This window comes from Streptomyces toxytricini (assembly GCF_014649915.1).
GTDB classification, from domain to species: Bacteria; Actinomycetota; Actinomycetes; order Streptomycetales; family Streptomycetaceae; genus Streptomyces; species Streptomyces toxytricini.
This window is the reverse complement of record NZ_BMTY01000004.1, coordinates 267,773-290,339: the sequence shown is the minus strand read 5'-3', so window position 1 is coordinate 290,339 and position 22,567 is coordinate 267,773. Positions and strand designations below refer to the sequence as shown.

At 72.8% G+C, this 22,567-nt stretch carries 19 protein-coding genes and 2 tRNA genes; 3 read left to right on the top strand and 18 right to left on the bottom strand.

Going from position 1 to position 22,567, the window contains the following annotated elements; genetic code table 11:
• Window positions 1-845 precede the first annotated feature (845 nt).
• The 11 genes from IE170_RS07185 to IE170_RS07135 all read right to left on the bottom strand — a co-directional run bounded on the left by IE170_RS07185 (window position 846) and on the right by IE170_RS07135 (window position 10,565).
• Window positions 846-1,691: a DegV family protein gene (locus IE170_RS07185; RefSeq protein ID WP_189808427.1), complete on the bottom strand. Its 846-nt coding sequence runs from the start codon at window positions 1,689-1,691 to the stop codon at window positions 846-848.
• Between the two features lie 118 nt (window positions 1,692-1,809).
• Complete coding sequence (locus IE170_RS07180; RefSeq protein ID WP_373298954.1) at window positions 1,810-2,571, bottom strand: hypothetical protein; 762 nt, start codon at window positions 2,569-2,571, stop codon at window positions 1,810-1,812.
• A 162-nt stretch (window positions 2,572-2,733) separates the two neighbouring features.
• The gene (gene leuS, locus IE170_RS07175) at window positions 2,734-5,604 is read right to left on the bottom strand and encodes a leucine--tRNA ligase (protein ID WP_189808426.1); all 2,871 of its coding nucleotides are present in this window, start codon (window positions 5,602-5,604) and stop codon (window positions 2,734-2,736) included.
• Between the two features lie 245 nt (window positions 5,605-5,849).
• Window positions 5,850-5,922, bottom strand: a tRNA-Ala gene (locus IE170_RS07170).
• 145 nt (window positions 5,923-6,067) lie between these two features.
• Window positions 6,068-6,301, bottom strand: coding sequence for a hypothetical protein (locus tag IE170_RS07165; RefSeq protein WP_008738908.1), 234 nt, complete (start codon window positions 6,299-6,301; stop codon window positions 6,068-6,070).
• Window positions 6,302-6,446: 145 nt separating this feature from the next.
• Window positions 6,447-6,519: transfer RNA gene (locus IE170_RS07160), tRNA-Ala, on the bottom strand.
• A 133-nt stretch (window positions 6,520-6,652) separates the two neighbouring features.
• Complete coding sequence (locus tag IE170_RS07155) at window positions 6,653-7,273, bottom strand: histidine phosphatase family protein (protein WP_189808507.1); 621 nt, start codon at window positions 7,271-7,273, stop codon at window positions 6,653-6,655.
• A gap of 92 nt (window positions 7,274-7,365) precedes the next feature.
• Window positions 7,366-7,812, bottom strand: a complete 447-nt coding sequence (gene rsfS, locus IE170_RS07150; protein WP_114057521.1) for a ribosome silencing factor — start codon at window positions 7,810-7,812, stop codon at window positions 7,366-7,368.
• 118 nt (window positions 7,813-7,930) lie between these two features.
• Window positions 7,931-9,682: an LCP family protein gene (locus IE170_RS07145; protein WP_189808425.1), complete on the bottom strand. Its 1,752-nt coding sequence runs from the start codon at window positions 9,680-9,682 to the stop codon at window positions 7,931-7,933.
• A 26-nt stretch (window positions 9,683-9,708) separates the two neighbouring features.
• Window positions 9,709-10,326 (bottom strand): nicotinate-nucleotide adenylyltransferase, encoded by a 618-nt coding sequence (nadD, locus tag IE170_RS07140; RefSeq protein ID WP_114057523.1) that lies wholly within the window; start codon window positions 10,324-10,326, stop codon window positions 9,709-9,711.
• Window positions 10,327-10,397: 71 nt separating this feature from the next.
• Window positions 10,398-10,565, bottom strand: a complete 168-nt coding sequence (locus tag IE170_RS07135; RefSeq protein ID WP_185902613.1) for a hypothetical protein — start codon at window positions 10,563-10,565, stop codon at window positions 10,398-10,400.
• A 139-nt stretch (window positions 10,566-10,704) separates the two neighbouring features.
• Here IE170_RS07135 and IE170_RS07130 point away from each other — a divergent pair, with 139 nt between their 5' ends.
• The gene (locus IE170_RS07130) at window positions 10,705-11,802 is read left to right on the top strand and encodes a M48 family metallopeptidase (protein ID WP_189808424.1); all 1,098 of its coding nucleotides are present in this window, start codon (window positions 10,705-10,707) and stop codon (window positions 11,800-11,802) included.
• Here the strand turns inward: IE170_RS07130 and IE170_RS07125 are convergent.
• The 7 genes from IE170_RS07125 to IE170_RS07095 all read right to left on the bottom strand — a co-directional run bounded on the left by IE170_RS07125 (window position 11,786) and on the right by IE170_RS07095 (window position 18,272).
• A complete protein-coding gene (locus tag IE170_RS07125; RefSeq protein ID WP_189808423.1) occupies window positions 11,786-12,931 on the bottom strand; it encodes an SCO2583 family membrane protein in 1,146 nt (381 codons plus the stop codon). The genes IE170_RS07130 and IE170_RS07125 overlap by 17 nt on opposite strands.
• Before the next feature lie 67 nt (window positions 12,932-12,998).
• Window positions 12,999-13,550 (bottom strand): SCO2584 family spore wall biosynthesis protein, encoded by a 552-nt coding sequence (locus IE170_RS07120; RefSeq protein WP_229884620.1) that lies wholly within the window; start codon window positions 13,548-13,550, stop codon window positions 12,999-13,001.
• A gap of 77 nt (window positions 13,551-13,627) precedes the next feature.
• On the bottom strand, window positions 13,628-14,905 hold the full coding sequence (locus IE170_RS07115; RefSeq protein ID WP_189808422.1) for a glutamate-5-semialdehyde dehydrogenase: 1,278 nt from the start codon (window positions 14,903-14,905) through the stop codon (window positions 13,628-13,630).
• Between the two features lie 159 nt (window positions 14,906-15,064).
• Complete coding sequence (locus IE170_RS07110) at window positions 15,065-15,499, bottom strand: DUF8830 family protein (protein WP_189808421.1); 435 nt, start codon at window positions 15,497-15,499, stop codon at window positions 15,065-15,067.
• Between the two features lie 44 nt (window positions 15,500-15,543).
• The gene (gene proB, locus IE170_RS07105) at window positions 15,544-16,671 is read right to left on the bottom strand and encodes a glutamate 5-kinase (protein WP_189808420.1); all 1,128 of its coding nucleotides are present in this window, start codon (window positions 16,669-16,671) and stop codon (window positions 15,544-15,546) included.
• A 126-nt stretch (window positions 16,672-16,797) separates the two neighbouring features.
• Complete coding sequence (locus IE170_RS07100; protein WP_189808419.1) at window positions 16,798-17,223, bottom strand: GtrA family protein; 426 nt, start codon at window positions 17,221-17,223, stop codon at window positions 16,798-16,800.
• The gene (locus tag IE170_RS07095) at window positions 17,220-18,272 is read right to left on the bottom strand and encodes a glycosyltransferase family 2 protein (RefSeq protein ID WP_189808418.1); all 1,053 of its coding nucleotides are present in this window, start codon (window positions 18,270-18,272) and stop codon (window positions 17,220-17,222) included. The genes IE170_RS07100 and IE170_RS07095 overlap by 4 nt, the downstream gene beginning before the upstream one ends.
• Before the next feature lie 159 nt (window positions 18,273-18,431).
• Here IE170_RS07095 and IE170_RS07090 point away from each other — a divergent pair, with 159 nt between their 5' ends.
• Both IE170_RS07090 and IE170_RS07085 read left to right on the top strand, forming a co-directional pair.
• The gene (locus IE170_RS07090) at window positions 18,432-21,311 is read left to right on the top strand and encodes a bifunctional glycosyltransferase/CDP-glycerol:glycerophosphate glycerophosphotransferase (RefSeq protein ID WP_189808417.1); all 2,880 of its coding nucleotides are present in this window, start codon (window positions 18,432-18,434) and stop codon (window positions 21,309-21,311) included.
• Window positions 21,308-22,501, top strand: a complete 1,194-nt coding sequence (locus tag IE170_RS07085; RefSeq protein WP_189808416.1) for a glycosyltransferase — start codon at window positions 21,308-21,310, stop codon at window positions 22,499-22,501. The genes IE170_RS07090 and IE170_RS07085 overlap by 4 nt, the downstream gene beginning before the upstream one ends.
• The last annotated feature ends 66 nt before the right edge of the window (window positions 22,502-22,567 follow it).

Here is a 22,567-nt window from a genome sequence, read left to right as displayed (position 1 = left end):
GCCGGGTCCCGCACGCCCGACCTCATCCGCCGCCCGGTCCGGAACCGCGGGCGGGACGGCGCCCGCGGGACCTCGGGGCCCCGACGCGCCGGGCGGACCGGTCTGCCAGGCCCTGGCCGCCGGCCAAGCCGAAGCGGCCGACTGGGCCGGATCCCCGGGCGGGGCCTCTTCCCCGGGCGGAGCCGCACCCCCGGCGCCGTCGGAGTCCGACAGACCGGGCGGCCCAGCCAACGAGGCCGGATCTGCCGACCAGGGAGGACCCGTCGGCCGAACCGGATACGCTGACTGGGCCGACTCCGCAGGCGGCAGTTCATCCGGAGGCCGTGCCGCAACCCCAGGCGGAACCTCATCCACAGCGCCGCCGGGCTCCCGCGCACCGGGTGGACCGGCCGACCGGATCCGATCCGCCGGTCCGCCCGGGTCTGCCGACCAAGCCGCGTCCGCCGACCCGGCCCGATCCGCCGACCCGGCCCGATCCGCCGACCCGAGCGGATCCACCCAGGCGCCGTCGGGGGCCGCGGAGTCGGGCGGCGGCGGAGGGGGCGGGGGCGGCGGTGGGGCGGTGCCGCCGAGGAGGGCTTCGGCGCGTCGGCGGACGGCCGCCGGGTCTGGGTGTCCGGCATCGCGTCGGCGGGGCCGCCCGCGGCCGTGGCGCAGCCGGTGGTCGGAGTGGGGCGGCCGGCCCGGGCCCGAGGCGGCTCCGGGGCGGCGCGTACGGCGTGTGCGAAGAGTCATGCCACGACGGTAGGGACGTCTCCCCGCGCCCGTCCGGAGTACTCAATTCCGGTGGATGGCCCCGCCGTTGTGGACAACCGGGCCACCCGTTCCGGGGTACACCGCCGGGGTCAGCGCGGGGAGACCACCGCCGCCAGCAGCCCCGGCCCCGTGTGCGCGCCGATGACCGCGCCGACCTCGCTGACGTGCAGTTCCACCAGTCCGGGGATGCGTTCCCGCAGCCGCTGCGCCAGCTTCTCCGCCCGCTCGGGAGCGGCCAGGTGGTGTACGGCCACGTCGACGCTCGCCGCGCCCGCCCGCTCGACCGCCAACTCCTCCAGCCGCGCGATGGCCTTGGACGCGGTGCGCACCTTCTCCAGCATCTGGATCCGGCCGCCGTCCAGGGTGAGCAGCGGTTTGACGGCCAGTGCCGAGCCGAGGAGGGCCTGGGCGGCGCCGATGCGGCCGCCGCGGCGGAGGTAGTCGAGGGTGTCGACGTAGAAGTACGCGGCCATGTCCGCGGCCCGCTTCTCCGCGGCGGCCACGGCCTCGTCGAGGGAGCCGCCCGCCTCGGCGGTCTCGGCCGCCGCCAGGGCGCAGAAGCCGAGGGCCATGGCGACCATGCCGGTGTCGACGACGCGCACCGGAACGGGAGCCGTCTTCGCGGCCAGCACGGCGGCGTCGTACGTGCCGGAGAACTCCGCGGACAGGTGCAGGCTCACGATGGCTTCGGCGCCGCTCTCCGCGACCGTCCGGTAGGCCCGGACGAACTCCTCGGGGCTCGGCCGGGACGTCGTGACGGACCGGCGCTTCTGCAGCGCGAGGGCCAGGCTGCGCGCCGAGATCTCGGTCCCCTCTTCGAGGGCCTCGTCGCCGAGGACAACGGTCAGCGGGACGGAGGTGATTCCGTGCCGCGCCATGGCCGGTTGGGGCAGGTAGGCCGTGGAATCGGTGACGATCGCGACATGGCGGGACATGAGGCGGAGGTTACCGCCAGAGCGGGCGGGCCGGCAGCCCGACCCCTCCCGCCGCGGGGGACGCGGTGCAAGCGCCCGTGCTCGCAGGCCGTCTCCGGGCCGCAGCCCGGGCCCCGTCTCAGGTGGTCGTCTCGGGACGGGCGCTCTTCTGCCACGGGTACTGCGGGGCCGGCGCGGGGGCGTCGAGGGCCGGAGTCTGCGAATCCCCCCGCTGTCCGCGGGCGTCCTGCCGCTGCTCGCCCCGACCGGTTCCCGGCCCGGCCGCCGGGCCCGCCGCCGCGTCCCACGACGCCGCGGCCTCCGCGAGGTCGTCCAGGGGGTCCCGGCGCGAGGCGTAGTCCCGCAGCGCGTCCGATTCGACCTCGATCTGCGCCGACAGGGTCGACAGGTCGTCCTCGGCGAACCGGCGGGCCCGGTCGCGCGCGGCCCACCGCAGGGAGTCCGCGGACTGCGTGATCTTCGCGACCCGTTCCCGCAGGTCGGGCAGGGCCGCGGCGACCCGCGCCCGGTCGGGCTCCTGCTCCAGCCGCTTCAGTTCGTCGTCCAGCGCGTGCCCGTGCGCACTGAGCTGCTCGAACAGGACGAGCGACTCCTTCAGCGAGGCGTCGACGCGGGAGCCCTCCCTGAGGGCCTCCTGCGTGGTCCGCATGGACGTCCGCAGGTCCAGCCGGAGCTGGGCCAGCGAGCCGGGCACCCCGACCTGGCCGATGCTCTTCGCCTTGAGGGCGGTGTCCTCCACGGTCCGCTTGGCCTGGGTGATCGTCCGGTCCACCCCGCGCTTGGCCGCGCCGACCGCCTTCACCGTGGCCCAGGCGCCGAGACCCAGGAGGGCGAACAGCATCACCAAGGTGAACATGATGATCAACGCGCCTGCCTCCACGAGGACCCCTTCCCCTGCCGTTTTCCGTCCCCTCCACCGTAAACGCCACGGGCAGGTCGGGGGTTCCCATCGAACCCCCAACCTGCCCGTACGGGAAGACCCCGAGCCCGGCGGGCCGGCCGGCCTCAGCCGCCGGTCCTGACCGGACGCAGGTCACCGCCGTCAGACGACGATGTTGACCAGCTTGGGCGCGCGGACGATCACCTTGCGGATCTCGGCCCCGCCCACGGCCGCCACGACCGCCGCGTCGGCCAGCGCCAGCTGCTCCAGGTCGGCCTCGGAGATCGCCGGCGGCACCTCCAGGCGGGCCTTGACCTTGCCCTTGACCTGGACGACGCACGTGACGGTCTCGTCCACCACGTACGCCGGGTCGGCCACCGGGAAGGCCTGGTGCACGACCGAGTCGGTGTGGCCCAGGCGGTGCCACAGCTCCTCCGCGATGTGCGGGGCCAGCGGGGCGACCAGCAGGACCAGCGCCTCGGCGACCGGGCGCTCCAGCGGGCGGCCCGCCTTGGTCAGGAAGTTGTTCAGCTCCGTGATCTTGGCGATGGCGGTGTTGAAGCGCAGGCCCGCCATGTCGGCGCCGGCCCCGTCGATCGCCTTGTGCAGGGCGCGCAGGGTGTCCTCGCCCGGCTCGCCGTCGACGACGGTGACGGCGCCCGTCTCCTCGTCCACGATGTTGCGCCACAGGCGCTGCAGCAGCCGGTACTGGCCGACCACGGCGCGGGTGTCCCACGGCCGCGAGACGTCCAAGGGCCCCATGGCCATCTCGTACAGGCGCAGGGTGTCCGCGCCGTACTCCTCGCAGATCTCGTCGGGCGTGACGGCGTTCTTGAGGGACTTGCCCATCTTGCCGTGCTCGCGCTTGACCGGCCGGCCCTCGAAGAAGTAGCCGCCGTCGCGCTCCTCGACCTCGGCCGCCGGGACGTACACGCCGCGCTCGTCGGTGTAGGCGTACGCCTGGATCATGCCCTGGTTGAACAGCTTGTGGAACGGCTCCGCCGAGGAGACGTGGCCCAGGTCGAACAGCACCTTCGACCAGAAGCGGGCGTACAGCAGGTGCAGCACGGCGTGCTCGGCGCCGCCCACGTACAGGTCGACGCCGCCGTGCGGGGCGCCCTCGCGCGGGCCCATCCAGTACCGCTCGATCTCCGGGTCGACCAGGGCCTCGCGGTTGTGCGGGTCCAGGTAGCGCAGCTCGTACCAGCAGGAGCCGGCCCAGTTGGGCATGGTGTTGGTCTCGCGCCGGTAGGAGCGCACGCCGCGGCCGTCGCCCAGGTCCAGCTCGACGTTGACCCAGGCCTCGTTGCGGGACAGGGGGGTCTCGGGCTGGGAGGCGGCGTCGTCGGGCTCGAAGGTGCGCGGCGAGTAGTCCTCGACCTCGGGCAGCTCCAGCGGCAGCATCGACTCGGGCAGGGAGTGCGCGACGCCGTCCTCGTCGTAGACGATCGGGAAGGGCTCGCCCCAGTACCGCTGGCGGCTGAACAGCCAGTCGCGCAGGCGGAAGTTGACCGTGCCCTCGCCGATGCCCCGCTCGGTCAGCCAGGCGGTGACGGCGGCCTTCGCCTCGACGACGCCGAGGCCGTCCAGGGAGATGCCCTCGCCGGTCGAGTTGACGATGGTGCCGTCGTAGGAGGTGAACGCGTCCTCCCACTCGGCGGGGTCGGCGTCGCGGCCGTCGGAGGGCTCGACGACGCAGCGGACCGGCAGCTCGAAGGCCTGCGCGAAGGCGAAGTCGCGGGAGTCGTGCGCCGGGACGGCCATGATCGCGCCGGTGCCGTAGCCCATCAGCACGTAGTCGGCGATGAAGACGGGGACGGGGGCGCCGCTGACCGGGTTGACGGCGTACGCGCCGGTGAAGACGCCGGTCTTGTCCTTGGCCTCGGCCTGCCGCTCGACGTCCGACTTGGCGGCGGCCTGCTTGCGGTAGGAGTCGACGGCCTCGGACGGGGTCGCCGAGCCGCCGGTCCACACCTGGTGGGTGCCCTCGGGCCACTCGGCCGGGACGATCTTCTCCACCAGCGGGTGCTCGGGCGCCAGCACCATGTAGGTGGCGCCGAACAGGGTGTCGGGGCGGGTGGTGAAGACGGTGACGGTGTCGGCGCCGACGGCGAAGTCGACGCGGGCGCCCTCGGAGCGGCCGATCCAGTTCCGCTGCTGCAGCTTGATGGCCTCGGGCCAGTCCAGCGCGTCCAGGTCGTCCAGCAGCCGGTCGGCGTACGCGGTGATCCGCATGTTCCACTGGCTCAGTTTGGCCTTGAACACGGGGAAGTTGCCGCGCTCGGAACGGCCGTCCGCGGTGACCTCCTCGTTGGCCAGGACGGTGCCCAGGCCGGGGCACCAGTTCACGGGGGCGTCCGAGGCGTACGCCAGCCGGAAGTCGTTCAGGACCGCGGACCGCTCGGCGGCGGTCATGTCGGCCCAGGCGCGGCCGCCGGGGACCTCGCGGCTGCCGTCCTCGAAGGCGGCGACCAGCTCGGCGATGGGCCGGGCCTTCTTCGCATCGGCGTCGTACCAGGCGTTGTAGATCTGCAGGAAGATCCACTGGGTCCACTTGTAGTAGTCCGGGTCGATCGTGGCGAAGGAGCGGCGCTTGTCGTGGCCGAGGCCCAGGCGGCGCAGCTGCTTCTTCATGTTCTCGATGTTGGCCTCGGTGGACACGCGCGGGTGCGTGCCGGTCTGCACGGCGTACTGCTCCGCCGGCAGGCCGAAGGCGTCGAAGCCCAGGGTGTGCAGGACGTTGTGGCCGCTCATCCGCTGGTGGCGGGCGTAGACGTCGGTCGCGATGTAGCCCAGCGGGTGGCCGACGTGCAGGCCCGCACCGGAGGGGTACGGGAACATGTCCATGATGAACTTCTTCGGGCGCGCGACGACCTCGGCGTCTCCGGCCAGGTCACCGGTGGGGTTCGGGGCCTCGTAGGTGCCCTGCGCGTCCCAGACGTCCTGCCAGCGTGCCTCGATGTCGGCGGCCATGGCGGCCGTGTAACGGTGCGCCTCGGCCGCCTCGGCGGCCGGGGTGTTCGTCTCGCTCATGTCTTCGGAAGCTCCATCGATCGTCTCTGCCGTCTCTGCCTGCCCAAACGAAAAAACCCCTCGCACAGGAGGGGGAGCCGCGCCGATGCCGACCATCGCGGGTCGGCCCTGATCAGCGCGGCTCGGTAAGCAGAAGGCGTACGGCACGCATGGCGCCAGGGTACCGCAGCGGCCCCGGCGGCCGCTCGACCGTTCCGTACGACGAGAAGCGGGCCACCCGATCCGGGTGGCCCGCTTCCTCACTGTGGAGCTAAGGAGAATTGAACTCCTGACCTCTTGCATGCCATGCAAGCGCTCTACCAACTGAGCTATAGCCCCTTGCTTCTCTGCCGCCGGGCCCCTTCTCGGTTTCCCTTGCCGGTTCCCCCTGGCGACACCCAGAACATTACACGGTTCCGGGCCAGGTCCAAAAACGAGATTCCGATGGGGTCGACATGTCCACCCTTGTCCCGTTTTCGGGTGTCTAGGCTCGGGCGAACTGGTAGAAGCGCTTGAGCGTGCAGTGCTCGTCGAGGAGCCGGCCGTAGATCGGCTCGCCCTCCAGCTCGCGGTACGTCTCGATGGGGTCGCCCTTGATGATCAGCGCCCGGGCGCACTCCTCGCACCAGTACTGGTAGTCGGGGTTGACCGGGTCCATGTCCCGCACGATCGGCGTGCCGTTGTTGCACCAGTCGCACCGGCGCCGGTGTGCACCCATCCGTCAGCGACTCCCTCCCGCGTCGGGCCGTCGACTCCCCCTCCGGCCGTCCGATTCTGCCACGCGGGCGCGCGGCAGGTCAGCAAGCGCAGGCAAAGGGCAAACGCGAGGATCCCGCCCCCTGTTGGGGACGGGATCCTGATTGTGGAGCTAAGGAGAATTGAACTCCTGACCTCTTGCATGCCATGCAAGCGCTCTACCAACTGAGCTATAGCCCCGCTCTCCGCCTCGCTCCCCCGTTTCCGGTGTTCCGCGCTGCGAACAAGAAGAACTTTAGCCGCGACCAGCCGGAAAGTGAAATCCGGGTCGGGGGCGCCTCTGAGGCGGGCTCAGACGGGCCCCCGGCGGAGCTCAGTCGTCGTCGCCGAGCACGGGTTCCGGCAGCGTGCCGGCGTTGTGCTCGAGAAGGCGCCAGCCGCGGGCGCCCTCGCCCAGGACGGACCAGCAGCAGTTGGAGAGCCCGCCGAGGCTCTCCCAGTCGTGCGGCTGGAGGCCGAGCAGCCGGCCGATCGTCGTGCGGATGGTGCCGCCGTGGCTGACCACCACCAGCGTGCCGCCTTCCGGCAGCCGCCCGGCGTGTTCCAGCACCACCGGGGCGGCCCGGTCGGCGACCTCGGTCTCCAGTTCGCCGCCGCCGCGGCGCACGGGCTCGCCGCGCTTCCACGCGGCGTACTGCTCGCCGTGCTTGGCGAGGATCTCGTCGTGGGTCAGGCCCTGCCACTCGCCGGCGTACGTCTCGCGCAGCGCGGCCGTGCGGGCCACGGGCAGCCCCGTGACGGCAGCCAGCTCCGCGGCCGTGTCGGAGGCCCGCTGGAGGTCGGAGGCCACGATGGCGTCCGGCCCCAGGGAGGCCAGCAGGCGGGCGGCGCGACGGGCCTGCGCCATCCCGGTCTCGGTCAGCGGGATGTCCGTGGAGCCCTGGAAGCGGCGCTCCAGGTTCCAGGCCGTCTGGCCGTGCCGCCACAGGACGATCTTCCGGCCGGTCCGGGCCGGCCGCCCGGGGGCCGTGCCGGCGGCGGCCGCCGGCTGCGGGTCCGGGCCCTCGCCCGGCTGCGTGCTCGCGCTCAGAACAGATCACCGTCCAGGTCGTCGTCGCCCTGCGCCTCGCGCAGCTTGGCGTACTCCTCGGCCTTGCCCTTGGTCAGCTTGGCGTCCTCGGGGAGCTCGATCTCGGGGCAGTCCTTCCACAGGCGCTCCAGCGCGTAGAAGACGCGCTCCTCGCTGTGCTGCACGTGGACGACGATGTCGACGTAGTCCAGCAGGATCCAGCGGGCGTCGCGGTCGCCCTCGCGGCGCACCGGCTTGGCGCCGAGCTCCTTGAGGAGGCGCTCCTCGATCTCGTCGACGATGGACTTGACCTGGCGGTCGTTGGGCGCCGAGGCGAGCAGGAAGGCGTCGGTGATCGACAGCACGTCGCTGACGTCGTACGCGATGATGTCGTGCGCGAGCCGGTCGGCCGCCGCCTGGGCGGCGGTGGTGATGAGCTCGATGGAGCGGTCCGTGGCGGTCACTGGCCATGCTTTCGGGTCGGCGGGCAGATCCCTACAAGGGTCTCATGTGCCGCCGACGCCGCCCGCGCCGTGCTTCCGGCGGGGCGGCCGGGCCCAAGCGGGCCCCGTCGGGAGCGCGTCAGGAGGGCTTCCAGTCCCTGCCCAGCGTCACGACGACGTCGGCGTTGACCGTGTTCTCGCCCTTCTTCACTGCCGTCTCCGGCAGCCCCAGCGTCTTGGCGACCTCGACGGCCCGGGGCCGCTGGGCGTCGTCCTGGTAGGTGACCTGCGTCGCGGACTGCGACCGGTCCGCCTTGCCGCCGTCGACGAAGGTGTAGCCGCCGTTGAGGAGGGCGGCCTTGGCCGCGACCTGCGCCTTGGCGTCGCCGCCGGCGTCCCGCAGGCCGACGCGCGGCGCGGCACCGGGTTGTGCGGCGGTGAAGCTGCCGCCGAGCACCTCCTTGACCACGGTCCGGTTGGCCTCGTCGGTGAGCGTGCCGTCGGGCTTCACGCCGAGCACGTCCGTGCGGTACGCGGACTGCCCCTCCTTGGCGTGCTCGCCGAGCCGGGCCAGCATCGCGCCGAGGGTCTCGGCGTTCAGGGAGGGGTCGAGGATCTGGCCCATGCTCTCCACGGTCGTCGTGGCAGACCCCGCATCGCCGGGGATCTTGCGCAGCACCCCGTACAGCACCCGCCCGAGGCGCTCCAGCTGCTCGGCCTCCGGCTCGCCGGGGGCGCGGTGGGTGGCGTACGCGACGGCCATGGCGCCGCTCAGGTGCTGCTTCGCGCCCTGCCCCACGGCGGGCACCTTGGCGGCGTCGTCGGCGGGGATCGCGGTGTCGGTGTCGGCCTCGATGCCGCCGACGAGCTCGACGAGGTTCTCCAGGAACGGGGTGTCCAGGCGCCAGGTGCCGCCGATGCCGGTGCCGAGCACCGAGTCGAGGGACTCGCGCACGCCGAGGCCGCCCTCCTCGACGGCCTTGCCCAGGGGGGCGGGGGTGCCGTCGTCCCTGGTGACGCCGAGGGTGTTGGGCAGCAGGACGGTGGCGCCCCGGCCGGCCGTGACGTTGTCGACGAGCAGGGCGGTGGAGGTGCCGCCCCTCTTCGTGTTGTGGACGTGCACGACGATCATGTCGCGTTTCTGCGGCCCACCGGCGGTGGCCCCGCCCTTGCCGTCGGCCCCGCCGAGGAAGGGCAGCATGCCCGCCCACCAGAGGTAGCCGGCGCCCGCGACGGCGACGAGCGCGAGGACGGCGGTCAGGGCGACGACGCGGTTGCGGCCGCGGCGGCGGGCCTCCTCGCGGCGCTCGGTGCGGCTCTCGGTGAACTTGAGCCAGTCGATGACGTCCTCGGAGTCCTCGTCCGGCTGGTCGATGAACGCGAACTGCTCGGTCCGGTAGCCGGTGGCGTCACCGCCGTCCCCGGCACGGCCTCCGTCCGCGCCGTCTCCGGCCCGGCGCGGCTCGGGGACCTGGGCGGTGCGCGGCTCTGCGGGGGCCGGGGCGGCCGCGGCCTGCGGGGCGGGCTGCTGGTGCGGGATCCACTGCTCGCGCACCTGCTGCTGCGCGTCCTGGCCGTACGCCCCGGCCGCGGGGTACTGCTGGGGGGCGTACTGCGGGGGCGCGTACTCCTGGGGCTGCGCCGGGTAGTGCTGCTGTCCGCCGTACGAGGGGGCGCCGCCGTAGGCCGGGTCCGCGCCGTGGCCGGGGTCCGCGCCGTACGCCGGGCCCGGTCCGTGGCCGGGGTCCGGGTACCCGTGGCCCTGGTCGTGGTGGTGGGCCGGCGGAGCCGCGGACGCGGGGCCGTACACCGGGCGCCCGTACGCGTCGTAGCCGATGAGCTGCTGCTCCCGGGCTCCGTACGGGTCGTACGGCTCCTGTCGGTCGTTCACCGCGGGCCCCTCTCGTCGCCGGGAGCTCAGGCTCCCCGGTACAGCTCACGCTTGTCGATGTAGCGCACCACACCGTCCGGCACCAGATACCAGACCGGGTCGCCCTGGGCCACGCGCGTGCGGCAGTCGGTGGAGGAGATGGCCAGGGCGGGCACCTCGACGAGGGAGACTCCGCCTTCGGGCAGGCCGTCGTCGGAGAGGGCGTGGCCGGGCCGGGTCACCCCGATGAAGTGGGCGAGGGAGAAGAGCTCGTCGGCGTTGCGCCAGGTGAGGATCTGCGCGAGGGCGTCGGCGCCGGTGATGAAGAAGAGGTCGGCGTCCTGGTTGAGCGCGCTGAGGTCGCGCAGGGTGTCGATCGTGTACGTCGGGCCGCCGCGGTCGATGTCGATGCGGCTCACCGAGAACTGGGGGTTCGACGCCGTCGCGATGACGGTCATCAGGTAGCGGTCCTCGGCGGGCGACACGGCCCGGTGCGACTTCTGCCAGGGCTCGCCCGTGGGGACGAAGACCACCTCGTCGAGGTGGAACAGGGCGGCCACTTCACTGGCGGCCACCAGGTGTCCGTGGTGGATCGGGTCGAATGTCCCGCCCATCACGCCGAGCCGGCGCTTGACCGGGCCGGTAGGCGTCTCCTGCTCTCCCATGAGCGCAGAGCCTACTGGCCCGGCCGGCTGCCGCGGACCGGGGTCGGGCGCGTGCGCGCCCGCGGGGCGGTTCAGCGGTCGCGGTTCAGGCGCGTGGTGACCCAGAGCATCAGGAGCAGGATGAGGAGCGCGGCGCCGCCGGTGACGTACGGGTTGAGGCTGTCGTGGTTGCCGCCGTGCTGCTCGGCCCCCTCCGAGGCGAGGAGAACCAGGGAGTGGGCGGTTGAAGTGAGGCTCATCAGGGGGTACCTATCGAGTCGGGGAGCGGGCGGAGATCTCGCTCACATCGTATGCGGGGGCCTGGGCACGCTCACGCCGACTCAGGCGTTGGAGAGGATAGACGCACGTGCATCCAGGTCCGATCGAGGGGGAGGCGTCATGAGCGGGACGGTTTTCGAGAAGGTGCCGGCGCGCGACCGCAGGAGGTTCGAGGGCATTTCGTCGCGGGCGTACGAGCACCCGGCGGACCGGTCCGCCCTGGTGGCGCTCCGGAAGCTGAGCGGCTTCGACACGGTGTTCAAGGCGCTGAGCGGCCTGCTGCCGGAGCGGAGCCTGCGGCTGCTGTTCCTGTCGGACTCGGTGCGGGTGGGCGAGACGCAGTTCCCGCACCTGCACGAGATGCTCCGGGACGCCTGCTACATCCTTGACCTTGAGAAGGTCCCTCAGATGTACGTCCAGCAGGACCCGAAGCCGAACGCCATGTGCATCGGGCTGGACGAGCCGATCATCGTGGTGACGACGGCCCTGGTGGAGCTCCTGGACGAGGAGGAGATGCGGGCGGTCGTGGGCCACGAGGTGGGGCACGCGCTGTCGGGCCACTCGGTGTACCGCACGGTGCTGCTGTTCCTGACGAACCTCGCGCTGAAGGTGGCGTGGATCCCGCTGGGGACGGTGGCGATCTCCGCCATCGTGACGGCGCTGCGGGAGTGGTTCCGCAAGTCGGAGCTGTCGGCGGACCGGGCGGGCCTGCTGGTCGGGCAGGACGTGAACGCCTCGATGCGCGGCCTGATGAAGATCGCGGGCGGCAACCACCTGCACGAGATGAACGTGGACGCCTTCCTCGCCCAGGCGGAGGAGTACGAATCGAGCGGCGACCTGCGGGACTCCGTCCTGAAGATCCTCAACATGCTGCCGCGGACGCACCCCTTCACCACGGTGCGGGCGGCCGAGCTGAAGAAGTGGTCCCAGAGCCGGGACTACCAGCGGATCATGGACGGCCACTACCCGCGGCGCGACGAGGACAAGGACGCCTCGGTGACGGACTCCTTCCGGCAGTCGGCCGCCCACTACGCGGACTCGGTGCGCACGAGCCGGGATCCGCTGATGAAGCTGGTCGGCGACATCGCGGGCGGGACGGCCGACCTGGGCGGCCGGCTGCGGGACAAGTTCACCGGCGCCGCCGGCGGCTCCGGGGCGGCTTCCGGTCCGGCGGGCGCGGCGGGCGGCGAGGCCGGGGGTGCTACGGGGCGGGGCTGACGGGCGGCGCCGCCGGCTCGGCCGGCGCCAGTACGCCGCACAGGCCGGCGGTGCGCCGGGGCCTGCCCGCGGCGTACGGGTCGCTCGCGGCCGGGCCCACCGTGGTGGGTCCGGTGCCGGCCGGGAGCGGGCGGAAGGCGCCGGCCGGGTCGGCGGAGCAGGCCTGCGGTCCGGCCAGCACGTAGGCCGACACCAGTTCCGTCCGCCGGGCGGCGAGGTCCTCCAGGTCGAAGCGGAAGCGCAGTTCGCGGCGGACCGTGAAGAGGGAGGCCTCGCCGGAGGCCGGCTGCCCCGCCGCGGCGGGCCGTACGGCGTACACGAAGGTGTGGTCGGTGGTGACCTCCAGGACGTCCGCGGAGACCTCCTCGAAGGCGAGCGTGCCCTGGACGCGGACCCTCGGGTCGGCGACGGCGGCGGTGCCCCGGTCGAAGCGGACGAGCCAGCCGGTGGCGGCGTGCCGCCCGTCGCCGGAGGGCGAGGCCATGCTGCGGTCGAACTGCTCCAACTGGTCCGGGTCGAGCAGCACCCGTACCGACCGGGTGGCGGTGCCCGCGAGGACGTCCGGGTCGAGGGAGGACTGCACGAGGTAGTCCTTCGCGAGGGACAGGGCGGTGACGACCTGCCCGTCGGTGAAGTGCGCGGTGCGCCGGACGGCCGGCATGGTGATCCCGGCCGCCCCGATGCGGTATTCGGCGGCCGGGCCCTGCCGGAACAGGTCGGCGGGCTGCCCCCCGGGCACCGCGGCCGCCGGGGCCAGCGGGACGACGGTGCTGGTCAGCGGCTCGGTCCTGATCTGTGCCCGGGGCGCGGCGGGGTTGCTCAGGCCCATGTACACGGCTGCGGCGAAGGCCACCGCGATGAGCAGGACAAGCACCATGCCCTGGCGGGCGGCGCGGCCCGGGGTACCGGTCCGGGGCTTGGCCGGACCGCCGCCGGACCAGATGGAGCGGCTGCGGACGGCCCGCGCGTGCTCGCCCATCCGCTCCTGGGCGGAGAACTCCTGGAGGCGGGCAGCGCGGACGAAGTCCTCGTCGAACACCACCGACCGGTACTCGTCCGGGCGGAGCTCGTCGTCGCCCCCGCCGATGCCGTCGGGGGGTCCGTCGGGTGGATCTGCCGGCGCGGCCATTGCTTCTCCCCGCTGTCACCGGTTCAGAGAAGCCCCCTGCCCGCGTGGACGGATCGGGGCCGTACCTTCAGGGTTGGCGGCCGACGGGTTCCATAAACGCCCCGGCGCCGGTGACTTCCCTCAGCGGCGTGCTGGAGGGGGCCGGGGCGGGCTCGGAGCCGCCGGCGGCGCTGCGGTAGACGGCGCTGAAGGCGAGCGCGACCATGCCGAGGCCCATCACGAAGGCGAGGACCCAGGCGACGGGCCGGAGCCACGGGGAGCGGCCCCGGTAGGGGCGGAGGCTGCCGCCGTAGGCGCCATAGGGCCCTTCGGGGTAGCCGTGGGCGTAATGGTGCTCCCAGCCGGGCTCGTCGATGCCGTAGCCGCCGGGGCGGCCGTAGCCGTACCCGTCGTGGTCGTCGTCGGAGGTCCAGCCGCCCGCGACGGCCCGCGCGGCCTCAGCCTCGGCGCGGGCGCGGTCGGCGGCCCGCTGCCGCTCGGCGGCGCTGGGTTCGTGGATCTCCGCGCTCCGGACGAAGTCCTCGTCGAGCACCACGGCGGCGAAGTCGAACTCAACGCCTCCGCGGTCGTCGTCGGGCTCCCCGTCGTCCGGGTACCTGCCCCCCACGTCGTCCGGCACGGGACCAGCGTAGACCTGGGGGGCGGGTTTGGGCAGGGTGTCCGCGGAAATCCGGCCACCCCGTGTCCACCGGACGGTTACCGCACGTGGCCGTCGCCGGTGACGATGTACTTGGTGGAGGTCAGCTCGGGCAGGCCCATCGGGCCCCGTGCGTGCAGCTTCTGGGTGGAGATGCCGATCTCGGCGCCGAAGCCGAACTGGCCGCCGTCCGTAAACCGGGTGGAGGCGTTCACGGCGACGGTGGTGGAGTCGACCAGCTGGGTGAAGCGGCGGGCGGCGGCCTGCGAGGTGGTGACGATCGCCTCGGTGTGCCCGGAGGTCCAGCGGCGGATGTGGTCGACGGCGGCGTCGAGGGAGTCGACGACGCCGGCGGCGATGTCGTAGGAGAGGTACTCGGCAGCCCAGTCTTCGTCGGTGGCGGCCACGGCGGTGACCTTCGAGTCCTCGGCGGCGGCGAGCACCCGCGCGTCGCCGTGGACGGTGACGCCGGCGTCGGCGAGGGCGTCGAGGGCGCGCGGCAGGAAGGCGTCGGCGATGTCGCGGTGGACGAGGAGGGTCTCGGCGGCGTTGCAGACGGAGGGGCGCTGCGCCTTGGAGTTGACGAGGATCTCCACGGCCGTGTCGAGGTCGGCCTGCGCGTCGACGTAGACGTGGCAGTTGCCGGTCCCGGTCTCGATGACCGGGACGGTGGACTCCTCCACGACGGTCTTGATGAGGGAGGCGCCGCCGCGCGGGATGAGGACGTCGACGAGCCCGCGGGCGCGCATCAGCTCGCGGACGGAGTCGCGGGACTCGCCGGGGACGAGCTGGACCGCGTCGGCGGGCAGGCCGGCGGACTCCACGGCGTCGCGGAGGATGGCGACGAGCGCGGTGTTGGAGGCGTAGGCGGAGGAGCTGCCGCGCAGCAGGACGGCGTTGCCGGACTTGAGGCAGAGCGCGGCGGCGTCGACGGTGACGTTGGGGCGGGCCTCGTAGATGATGCCGACGACGCCGAGGGGGACGCGGATCTGCCGCAGGTCGATGCCGTTGGGGAGGGTGGAGCCGCGGACGACCTCACCGACGGGGTCGGGGAGGGCGGCGACGTCGCGGACGTCGGAGGCGATGGCGCGGATCCGCTCCGGGGTGAGGGTGAGGCGGTCGATGACGGTCTCGCTGGTGCCGGCGGCGCGCGCCTTGTCGGTGTCGACGGCGTTCGCGGCGGTGATCTCGGCGGTACGGGCCTCCAGGGCGTCCGCAACGGCCAGGAGCGCGGTGTCCTTGGCGGACCGCGGGAGCGGGGCGACGGCCGCGGCGGCGGTGCGGGCGCGGCGTGCGGCGGCGAGGACGGGCGAGGTCGTGGCATCGAGCGAGGTCATGCCGCCCAGGGTAGTCCCCGGCGCGGCCCGCCCGGCCGGCCTTCCCACCCCGCGAGACGCGGGGCCCAGGAGGCCGGCCCGCCCGCACCCGAAAGCCGTGCACCCGCCGCCGCCCAGGCCCGTGCGGCGGGCGGCGGGCGGGGGCGGCGGGCGGTGGGCTCAGTACGGATGGACGCCCACCGGGTGCGCGGGCGGCGGCCCGTAGCCCTCCGCGACGCGGAGGTGGTAGGTCGCCCGGTCGATGACCTCCAGGCCGACGATCTCCCACGGGGGGAGCCGGGCCGTGGAGCGGTGCTCGCCCCACAGCCGCAGGGCGACGGCCGCCGCGTCGTGGAGGTCGCGGGCCTCCTCCCAGTACCGGATCTCGGCGTGGTCGTCGGCGTATCTGCTGGTCAGCAGGAAGGGGTGGTCGTGGGCCAGCTGCTCCAGGCCGCGCCGCACCTCGGACAGCGGCGCCGGCTTGCCGGAGACGCTCAGGGTGACGTGCCAGAGGCGGGAGGCCTCGGCCGGCTCGTCCCCGCCGCCGTTGATGCTGGTCAGCGCTCGTCTCACCAGCCGCCTCCTGTCTGCACCACGCGTTGTCGGGCCTTTCACAGTTGACCAGCCCGCGGGCCGCCGCGCGGCTGTTTTGCCGAACCTCAGCCCTGCAGCAGGACCAGATCGTCCCTGTGGATGACCTCGCGCTCGTACTCGGGACCGAGTTCCCGGGCAAGTTCGCGGGTCGAGCGGCCGAGGAGCCGCGGCAGTTCCTTCGCGTCGAAGTTGACGAGGCCGCGCGCGACGGCCCGCCCGTCGGGCGCCCGCAGCTCGACCGGGTCGCCTGCGGTGAAGTCGCCCTCGACGGCGGCGATGCCGGCGGGCAGCAGGGAGCTGCCGCGCTCGGTGACGGCGCGTACGGCGCCCTCGTCGAGGACGAGGTGCCCCTGGGGCGTGGAGGCGTGCTGGAGCCAGAGCAGCCGGTCGGCGGAGCGGCGGCCGGTGGCGTGGAAGTGGGTGCCGGTCTCTCGGCCGGCGAGCGCGTCGGCGGCGTGGCTGGCGGAGGTGAGGACGACGGGGATGCCCGCTGCGGCGGCGATCCGCGCGGCCTCGACCTTGGTGACCATGCCGCCGGTGCCCACGCCGGCCTTGCCGGCGCTGCCGATGGAGACGTGCGCGATGTCCTGCGGGCCGCGGACCTCCTCGATGCGGCTGGTGCCGGGCAGCGAGGGGTCGCCGTCGTAGAGGCCGTCGACGTCGGAGAGGAGGACGAGCAGGTCGGCGCGGACGAGGTGGGCGACGAGCGCGGCGAGGCGGTCGTTGTCGCCGAAGCGGATCTCGTCCGTGGCGACGGTGTCGTTCTCGTTGACGACCGGCAGGGCGCCCATCGCGAGGAGCTGGTCGAGCGTGCGGTAGGCGTTGCGGTAGTGCGCGCGCCGGCTGGTGTCGTCGGTGGTGAGCAGGACCTGTCCGACGCGGACGCCGTAGCGGGCGAATGAGGCGGTGTAGCGGGCGACGAGGAGGCCCTGGCCGACGCTGGCGGCGGCCTGCTGCCGGGCGAGGTCGGTGGGGCGGCGGCGCAGGCCGAGCGGGGCGAGGCCGGCGGCGATGGCGCCGCTGGAGACGAGGACGATCTCCTTCTCGCCGCCGCTGCGGGCCTTGGCCAGTACGTCGACCAGTGCGTCCACCCGGTCGGCGTCCAGTCCGCCGGCCGCGGTGGTCAGGGAGGAGGAGCCGACCTTGACCACGATCCTGCGGGCGTCGACGACGCCCTGCCTTGCCGCTGACACGTGTGTCCCCTTGCCCCTCGCCTTGCCGGTACGTCTGTCATCTCAATCTACGGGGTGCCCGGAGGCCGCCGCTCCGGGGTTTCGGAGGGTGGACGGCGGCCTCCGGCCGCGCCGCGGTCCGCGGCGTCAGCGGGGCCCGGGGCAGCTGCCGGCCGGCTCCCGCTGCCCGGCGGCGGCGCTGCCGCCGGGGACGAGGATCTTCCGGGAGAGCAGGAAGGTGAAGGGGATGGCGGCGACGGCCGCGACGAGGGGGGCGATCCGGGTGTCCATCCCCGCCCAGGCCACGAGGGCGTAGAGGCCCGCCGACTGGATCACGTAGTTGGTGACGTTCGTCAGCGGGAAGAGGAGGAACTTCTTCCAGGTCGGCCGGGTCCGGTAGGTGAAGTAGGTGTTCATGAAGAACGAGCCGACCATCGCCAGCAGGAAGGCCAGGGTGTAGGCGAGGAAGTACGGCATCCACGGGTGCAGCAGCAGGTAGATGCCGAAGAAGGTGCCGGTGTTGACGGCGCCGACGAGCGCGAAGCGGAAGACCTGGCCGAGCTGCTCCTTCACGTCCGGGGCACCTCCCCGTCCGCGGTGACGGGCGCCGGTCCGGCCGCCGCGGGTCCGCCGCGCTCGCGCTCGGCGCGCAGCACCGCGGCGGCCGCGGCGGCAGCGGCCGGGCGCGGCCGGACGTCGGCGCCGTGGGACTCCTTCACCAGGAAGTGGGGGCGGCGCTTGGTCTCGTAGTAGATGCGCCCGATGTACTCGCCGATCAGCCCCAGCATGACCATCTGTACGCCGCCGATGCCCACGATGATCGCGACGAGGGTGACGTAGCCGGGCGCGTCCACCCCGCGCGTCATGGCCGCGGCCGCCACCCACAGGGCGTACACGGCGGTCAGCGCCACGAGCGACGCGCCCGCCCAGATGCCGATGCGCAGGGGCCGGTTGTTGAAGGAGATCAGCCCGTCCATGGCGTAGTTCAGCAGGGAGCCGAACTTCCACTTGGTCTCGCCGGCCTCCCGGCGGGCGTTGCGGTAGTCGAAGTGGACGGTGTCGAAGCCGATCCAGGAGAACAGGCCCTTGGAGAAGCGGTTGTACTCCGGCAGCGACAGCAGCGCGTCGACGGCGGACCGCGAGAGCATCCGGAAGTCGCCCACACCGTCCGTGAGTTCGACGTCCACCCAGCGGTTGACGCCGCGGTAGTAGAGGCGGCTGAGGGCGGAGCGGAGCTTCTTGTCGCCCTCGCGTGTGCGGCGGGCGATGATCTGGTCGTGGCCCTGCCGGTGGTAGTCGAGCATGGTGGCGATGAGCTCCGGCGGGTGCTGGAGGTCCGCGTCCATGATCACGACGGCGTCGCCGGAGGCCTCGCGCAGGCCGGCGAGCATGCCGGCCTCCTTGCCGAAGTTCCGGCTGAAGGAGACGTAGCGGGTGCGGTCCGCGTATTCGGCCGCGATCTTGCGGAGTTTGCCGAGGGTGCCGTCGCGGCTGCCGTCGTCGACGTAGCAGACCTCGTACTCGACCGTCAGGGAGTCCAGCACTCTGCGGATCTCCCGGTCGAAGCTGTCGATCACGGCTTCTTCGTTGTAGCAGGGAACCACTACGGACAGCTTCGTCATGAACACTTCCTGCGGGGGTCCGAACGGGTGATGGGACGACCACCGGACCAGCCACTCGCCTTTCCTCAAAAGTATGCACGCCGAGGGTCGGCCTGCCTGAGATCCCTGCGGCACACGGTAGCTTTGACGGGTTAAGCGGAATGGAACGAAGGGATCGAGGTGCACGTGCCTGACGTCTCCGTGGTCGTCATCGTCTACAACGACGAAGAGCGTCTGCCGACAGCCGTCCGGTCGGTTTTGGACCAGACGCTGCACGGGGTCGAAGTCGTGATCGTCGACGACTGCAGCAAGGACCGGTCGTACGCGGTCGCACAGGAGCTCGAAGCCGCCCACCCCGGCCGGGTCCGCGCCTTCCGGCTGCCCGAGAACAGCGGCGGCTGCGGAGCCCCCCGCAACCACGGCATCCGGCAGGCCGCCGGCACGTACGTGATGTTCCTCGACAGCGACGACGTGCTGGAGCGGAACGCCTGCCGCAACATGCTGGACGCGGCCGAGCGGACCGGATCCGACCTGGTCTCCGGCATGTGCGTGCGCGTGCACCTCGACAACCGCTGGGGCAAGACCACCGAGTGGTACCCCTGGATCTACTCCCGCACCCGCACCCTGGAGTCGATCACCGAGTTCCCCGACCTGCTGGTCTACGACACGCTGTCGACGAACAAGTGCTACCGGCGCTCCTTCCTGCTGGAGCAGGGCCTGGAGTTCCCCGTCGGCATCCACTACGAGGACCTGCTGTTCTCCGCGCAGGCGTACGTCGCCGCCCGCCGCATCACCCTGATCCCGAACCAGGTCTACCGCTGGAACGTGGTCGAGAAGGCCGCCTCGAAGTCGATCAGCAACCGGCGCCACGAGATCGCCAACTTCGTGCACCGCATGGAGATCCACCGCCGGGTCGACGAGCTGCTGGCCTCCAAGGGCTACACCGACATCAAGACCGCGAAGGACGCCAAGTTCCTCAAGCACGACCTCGTGCTGCACCTGCGCGACCTGCCGCTGCTCGGCGACGCCTACCGGCAGGAGTTCGCCCGCCTGGCCAACGGCTACCTGGCCACCATCGACCCCGCCGCGTACGAGCACGTCACCCACCTCCAGGCGATCTGCGCCTACCTGCTGGGCAAGGAGGACTGGGACAACCTCCTCCCGGCCGCCGACGCCATGGTCAACAAGGGCCGGCTGACCTCACCCCTCGCCGAGCGCGACGGCCGCGTCTACTGGTGCGCGGACCACATCGACGACCCGGCCGACACCGAGGCCCGCCGGATACTGGACGTCACCGGGCAGGGCTTCCACACCACCCCGCTCACGGGCCTCACCCTCGGCAACCGCCTCACCTCCTACGAGGACGACGGCCGCGGCACCGTCACCCTCTCCGGATCGATCGTGAACCCGCTGCGCCGCATCGGCCCCGACGCGAAGCTCTCCGCGGTGCTGGAGCTGCGCGCCCGCCGGCAGATCGGCGTCCGCTCCTTCAGCTTCCCGGCGGCAACCGTCCGACACGCCGGTGACACGATCGAGTGGACCGCCACCGCCGACATCGCCGGCACCGTGCGCCCCCTCGGCATCGTCGACGCCGTCTGGGACGTCCGCCTGCGCCTCGACGCCGGCGGTGAGCGCATCGTCACCCGCGTCTCCACCGCCGGCCTCGACCTCGACGCGGCGGCCCGCCTGCGGGTCCGCCCCCGCCTGACCCGGCTCGTCTCCGACCGCTTCGAGCCCGAGGTCACCAAGAAGGGCAACCTCTCCTACGTCCTGACCGCCGAGGGCCCCGCCGCCGTCCGCACCCAGGCCCTCATCACCGGCGCCATGCACGGCAAGGCCGCCGGCGTCGTCAAGCGCGGCCTGCGCAAGGCCCTGCGCGCCCGCCGGAACCTCGGCTCGGGCGAGCAGAAGGTCCGCGTCTACCACGAGGTCTTCTCGAAGCTGCCCGTCAAGAAGGGCCTCGTCGTCTTCGAGAGCCACATGGGCAAGCAGTACAGCGACAGCCCCAAGGCGATCTACGAGGAGATGGTCCGCCAGGGCGTCCCCTTCGAGGCGGTCTGGTCCTACGCGGGCGCCAAGCCGACCGGCTTCCCGAAGGAGGCCACCCTGGTCAAGCGCTGGAGCTGGCAGTACCTGCGCGCGCTCGCCCAGGCCGAGTTCTGGATCGACAACCAGGGCTTCCCCCTCGCCCTGGCCAAGCGCGAGGGCACCACCTACATCCAGACCTGGCACGGCTCGGCCCTCAAGCGGATGGGCTTCCACGAGCCGCGCACCAAGGCGCAGGGCCGCGCCGCCCAGGACCGCTTCCAGGCGGCCGTGGACCGCTTCGACCACTTCCTCGTCCGCTCCGAGCACGACGTCCGCACCCTCGCCAAGGGCTTCCGCCTGCGCGACGAGGTCCTGCTGCGCGCCGGCTACCCGCGCAACGACGCCCTCGTGGAGGCGCACCGCGCCGAGGCGCAGAGCGGGGAGCGGGTCCGCGGTCCGCTCGCCGCCGAGCTGGGCATCGACCCGGACAAGCGGGTGCTGCTGTACGCGCCGACCTTCCGGGCCAACGCGGAGGGCGCCGTCGAGGGGTTCGCGTTCCCCTTCGACGTGGAGGAGTTCGCGGACCGCCTCGGCGACCGCTTCACCCTGCTGGTGCGCACGCACTACCTCAACAGCGTCTCCCTGCCGCCGTCGGTCGCGGGCCGCGTCGTCGACGTGTCCCGGCACCACGACATCACCCCGCTGCTGGCCCTCGCGGACGGGCTGATCACCGACTACTCGTCCGTGATGTTCGACTACGCGGTCCTGGACCGGCCGATGCTGTTCTTCGCGTACGACTACGACAGCTACGCGGGCGACATCCGCGGCACGTACTTCGACCTGAAGGAGAAGGCCCCCGGCCCGGTCGTGGCCACGCCCGAGGAGCTCTTCCAGGCCGTCGCCGCCTTCGACGAGGCGGACGCCAAGTACGCGGAGGCGCGCCAGCGCTTCCTCACCGAGTTCGGCGAGTACGACCGCGGCGACGCAGCCCGCCGGATCGTCGAGAAGTTCTTCACCAGGAGCGGAAAGTGAGCCAGCAGACCGCCGGGACCGCAGCGGACCTCGAACAGCGCGGCGGCCGCGACGTCTTCATCGTCTCCAACAGCGTCGACGAGATCGGCGGGGTGACGACCTGGTCGCACCAGATGGCCCGGCTCTTCACCGACCGCGGCCACCGCGTGCACCTCGTCGGCATCGCGCCCGTCGCCGAGGAGCTCCGGCAGAGGCTGCCGCAGGACCTGCCGTACGCGGTGACCACCCTGTACGACGCCCACCCGCCGCAGGCCCGCCGCCTGCGCGGCATCAAGGGCCGGCTGAACGCGCCCGAAAGGCGCCGCCAGGCAGCCCGGCGGGCGCTGATGCAGCAGAAGGCGGAGCAGCTGAGCACCCTGCTGCGGGAGGCCCGCCCCGGCGGCGTCGTGATCGTCACGCAGGTGTGGGCGATGGAGTGGGTCGCGCTCGCCGACACCAAGGGGCTGTCCGTCATCGGCATGAGCCACGAGTCGTTCGAGGCCAGCCAGAAGTCGACCCGCGGCGAGCGGGTCCGCCGCCACTACCGCGACGTCGACCGGCTGCTGGTGCTCACCCCGGAGGACGCGGACCTGTGGATCCGGGCCGGCATGGAGAACGTCTCCAGCATGCCGAACCCGCTGCCGTTCATGCCGGACTCCCCCGCTCCGCGCTCGGAGAAGGTCGTCGTGAGCGTGGGCCGCCTCGCCTTCGAGAAGGGCGTGGACCTGCTGCTCGACGCCTGGGCGGAGGCGGCTCCCCTGCACCCGGACTGGATCCTGCGGATCCACGGCGCGGGCGTCGAGGAGGCGCGGCTGCGGGAGCACGCAGCCTCCCTCGGGGTGTCCGGCTCCGTGGAGTGGGCGGGAAGCACCGACGACGTGCTGGGCGCGCTGCGCGGGGCCTCGGTGTTCGCGCAGGCCTCGCGCGCCGAGGGCTTCCCGATCACCCTGCTGGAGGCGATGGCCGCGGGGCTGCCGGTCGTCGCGTTCGACTGCGCGCCCGGCGTGCGCGAGATCGTCGAGCACGGTGAGGACGGGCTGCTGGCGCGGCTGGGCAACACGATGGAGCTGGCCGGGCACCTGGACGCGCTGATGACGGACCGGGAGCTGCGCGACCGCCTCGGCGACCGGGCCTTCCGGGAGGTGCGGCGCTACTCCGCCGCCGAGATCACCGACCGGTGGGAGCGGCTGTTCGCGTTCCTGGAGCGCTGACCGCGCCCTGCCGGCTGACGGAGCCGCCCGCCCCGGAGGACCGGGGCGGGCGGCTCCGCCGTGTCA

Excerpts from the sequence above, each read along its gene's own strand:
- IE170_RS07165 (WP_008738908.1), bottom strand. The coding sequence starts at position 6,301 with ATGGGTGCACACCGGCGCCGGTGCGACTGGTGCAACAACGGCACGCCG.
- IE170_RS07115 (WP_189808422.1), bottom strand. The coding sequence starts at position 14,905 with ATGACCTCGCTCGATGCCACGACCTCGCCCGTCCTCGCCGCCGCACGC.
- leuS (WP_189808426.1), bottom strand. The coding sequence starts at position 5,604 with ATGAGCGAGACGAACACCCCGGCCGCCGAGGCGGCCGAGGCGCACCGT.
- IE170_RS07185 (WP_189808427.1), bottom strand. The coding sequence starts at position 1,691 with ATGTCCCGCCATGTCGCGATCGTCACCGATTCCACGGCCTACCTGCCC.
- IE170_RS07130 (WP_189808424.1), top strand. The coding sequence starts at position 10,705 with ATGAGCGGGACGGTTTTCGAGAAGGTGCCGGCGCGCGACCGCAGGAGG.
- nadD (WP_114057523.1), bottom strand. The coding sequence starts at position 10,326 with ATGGGAGAGCAGGAGACGCCTACCGGCCCGGTCAAGCGCCGGCTCGGC.
- IE170_RS07125 (WP_189808423.1), bottom strand. The coding sequence starts at position 12,931 with ATGGCCGCGCCGGCAGATCCACCCGACGGACCCCCCGACGGCATCGGC.
- IE170_RS07135 (WP_185902613.1), bottom strand. The coding sequence starts at position 10,565 with ATGAGCCTCACTTCAACCGCCCACTCCCTGGTTCTCCTCGCCTCGGAG.
- IE170_RS07095 (WP_189808418.1), bottom strand. The coding sequence starts at position 18,272 with ATGACGAAGCTGTCCGTAGTGGTTCCCTGCTACAACGAAGAAGCCGTG.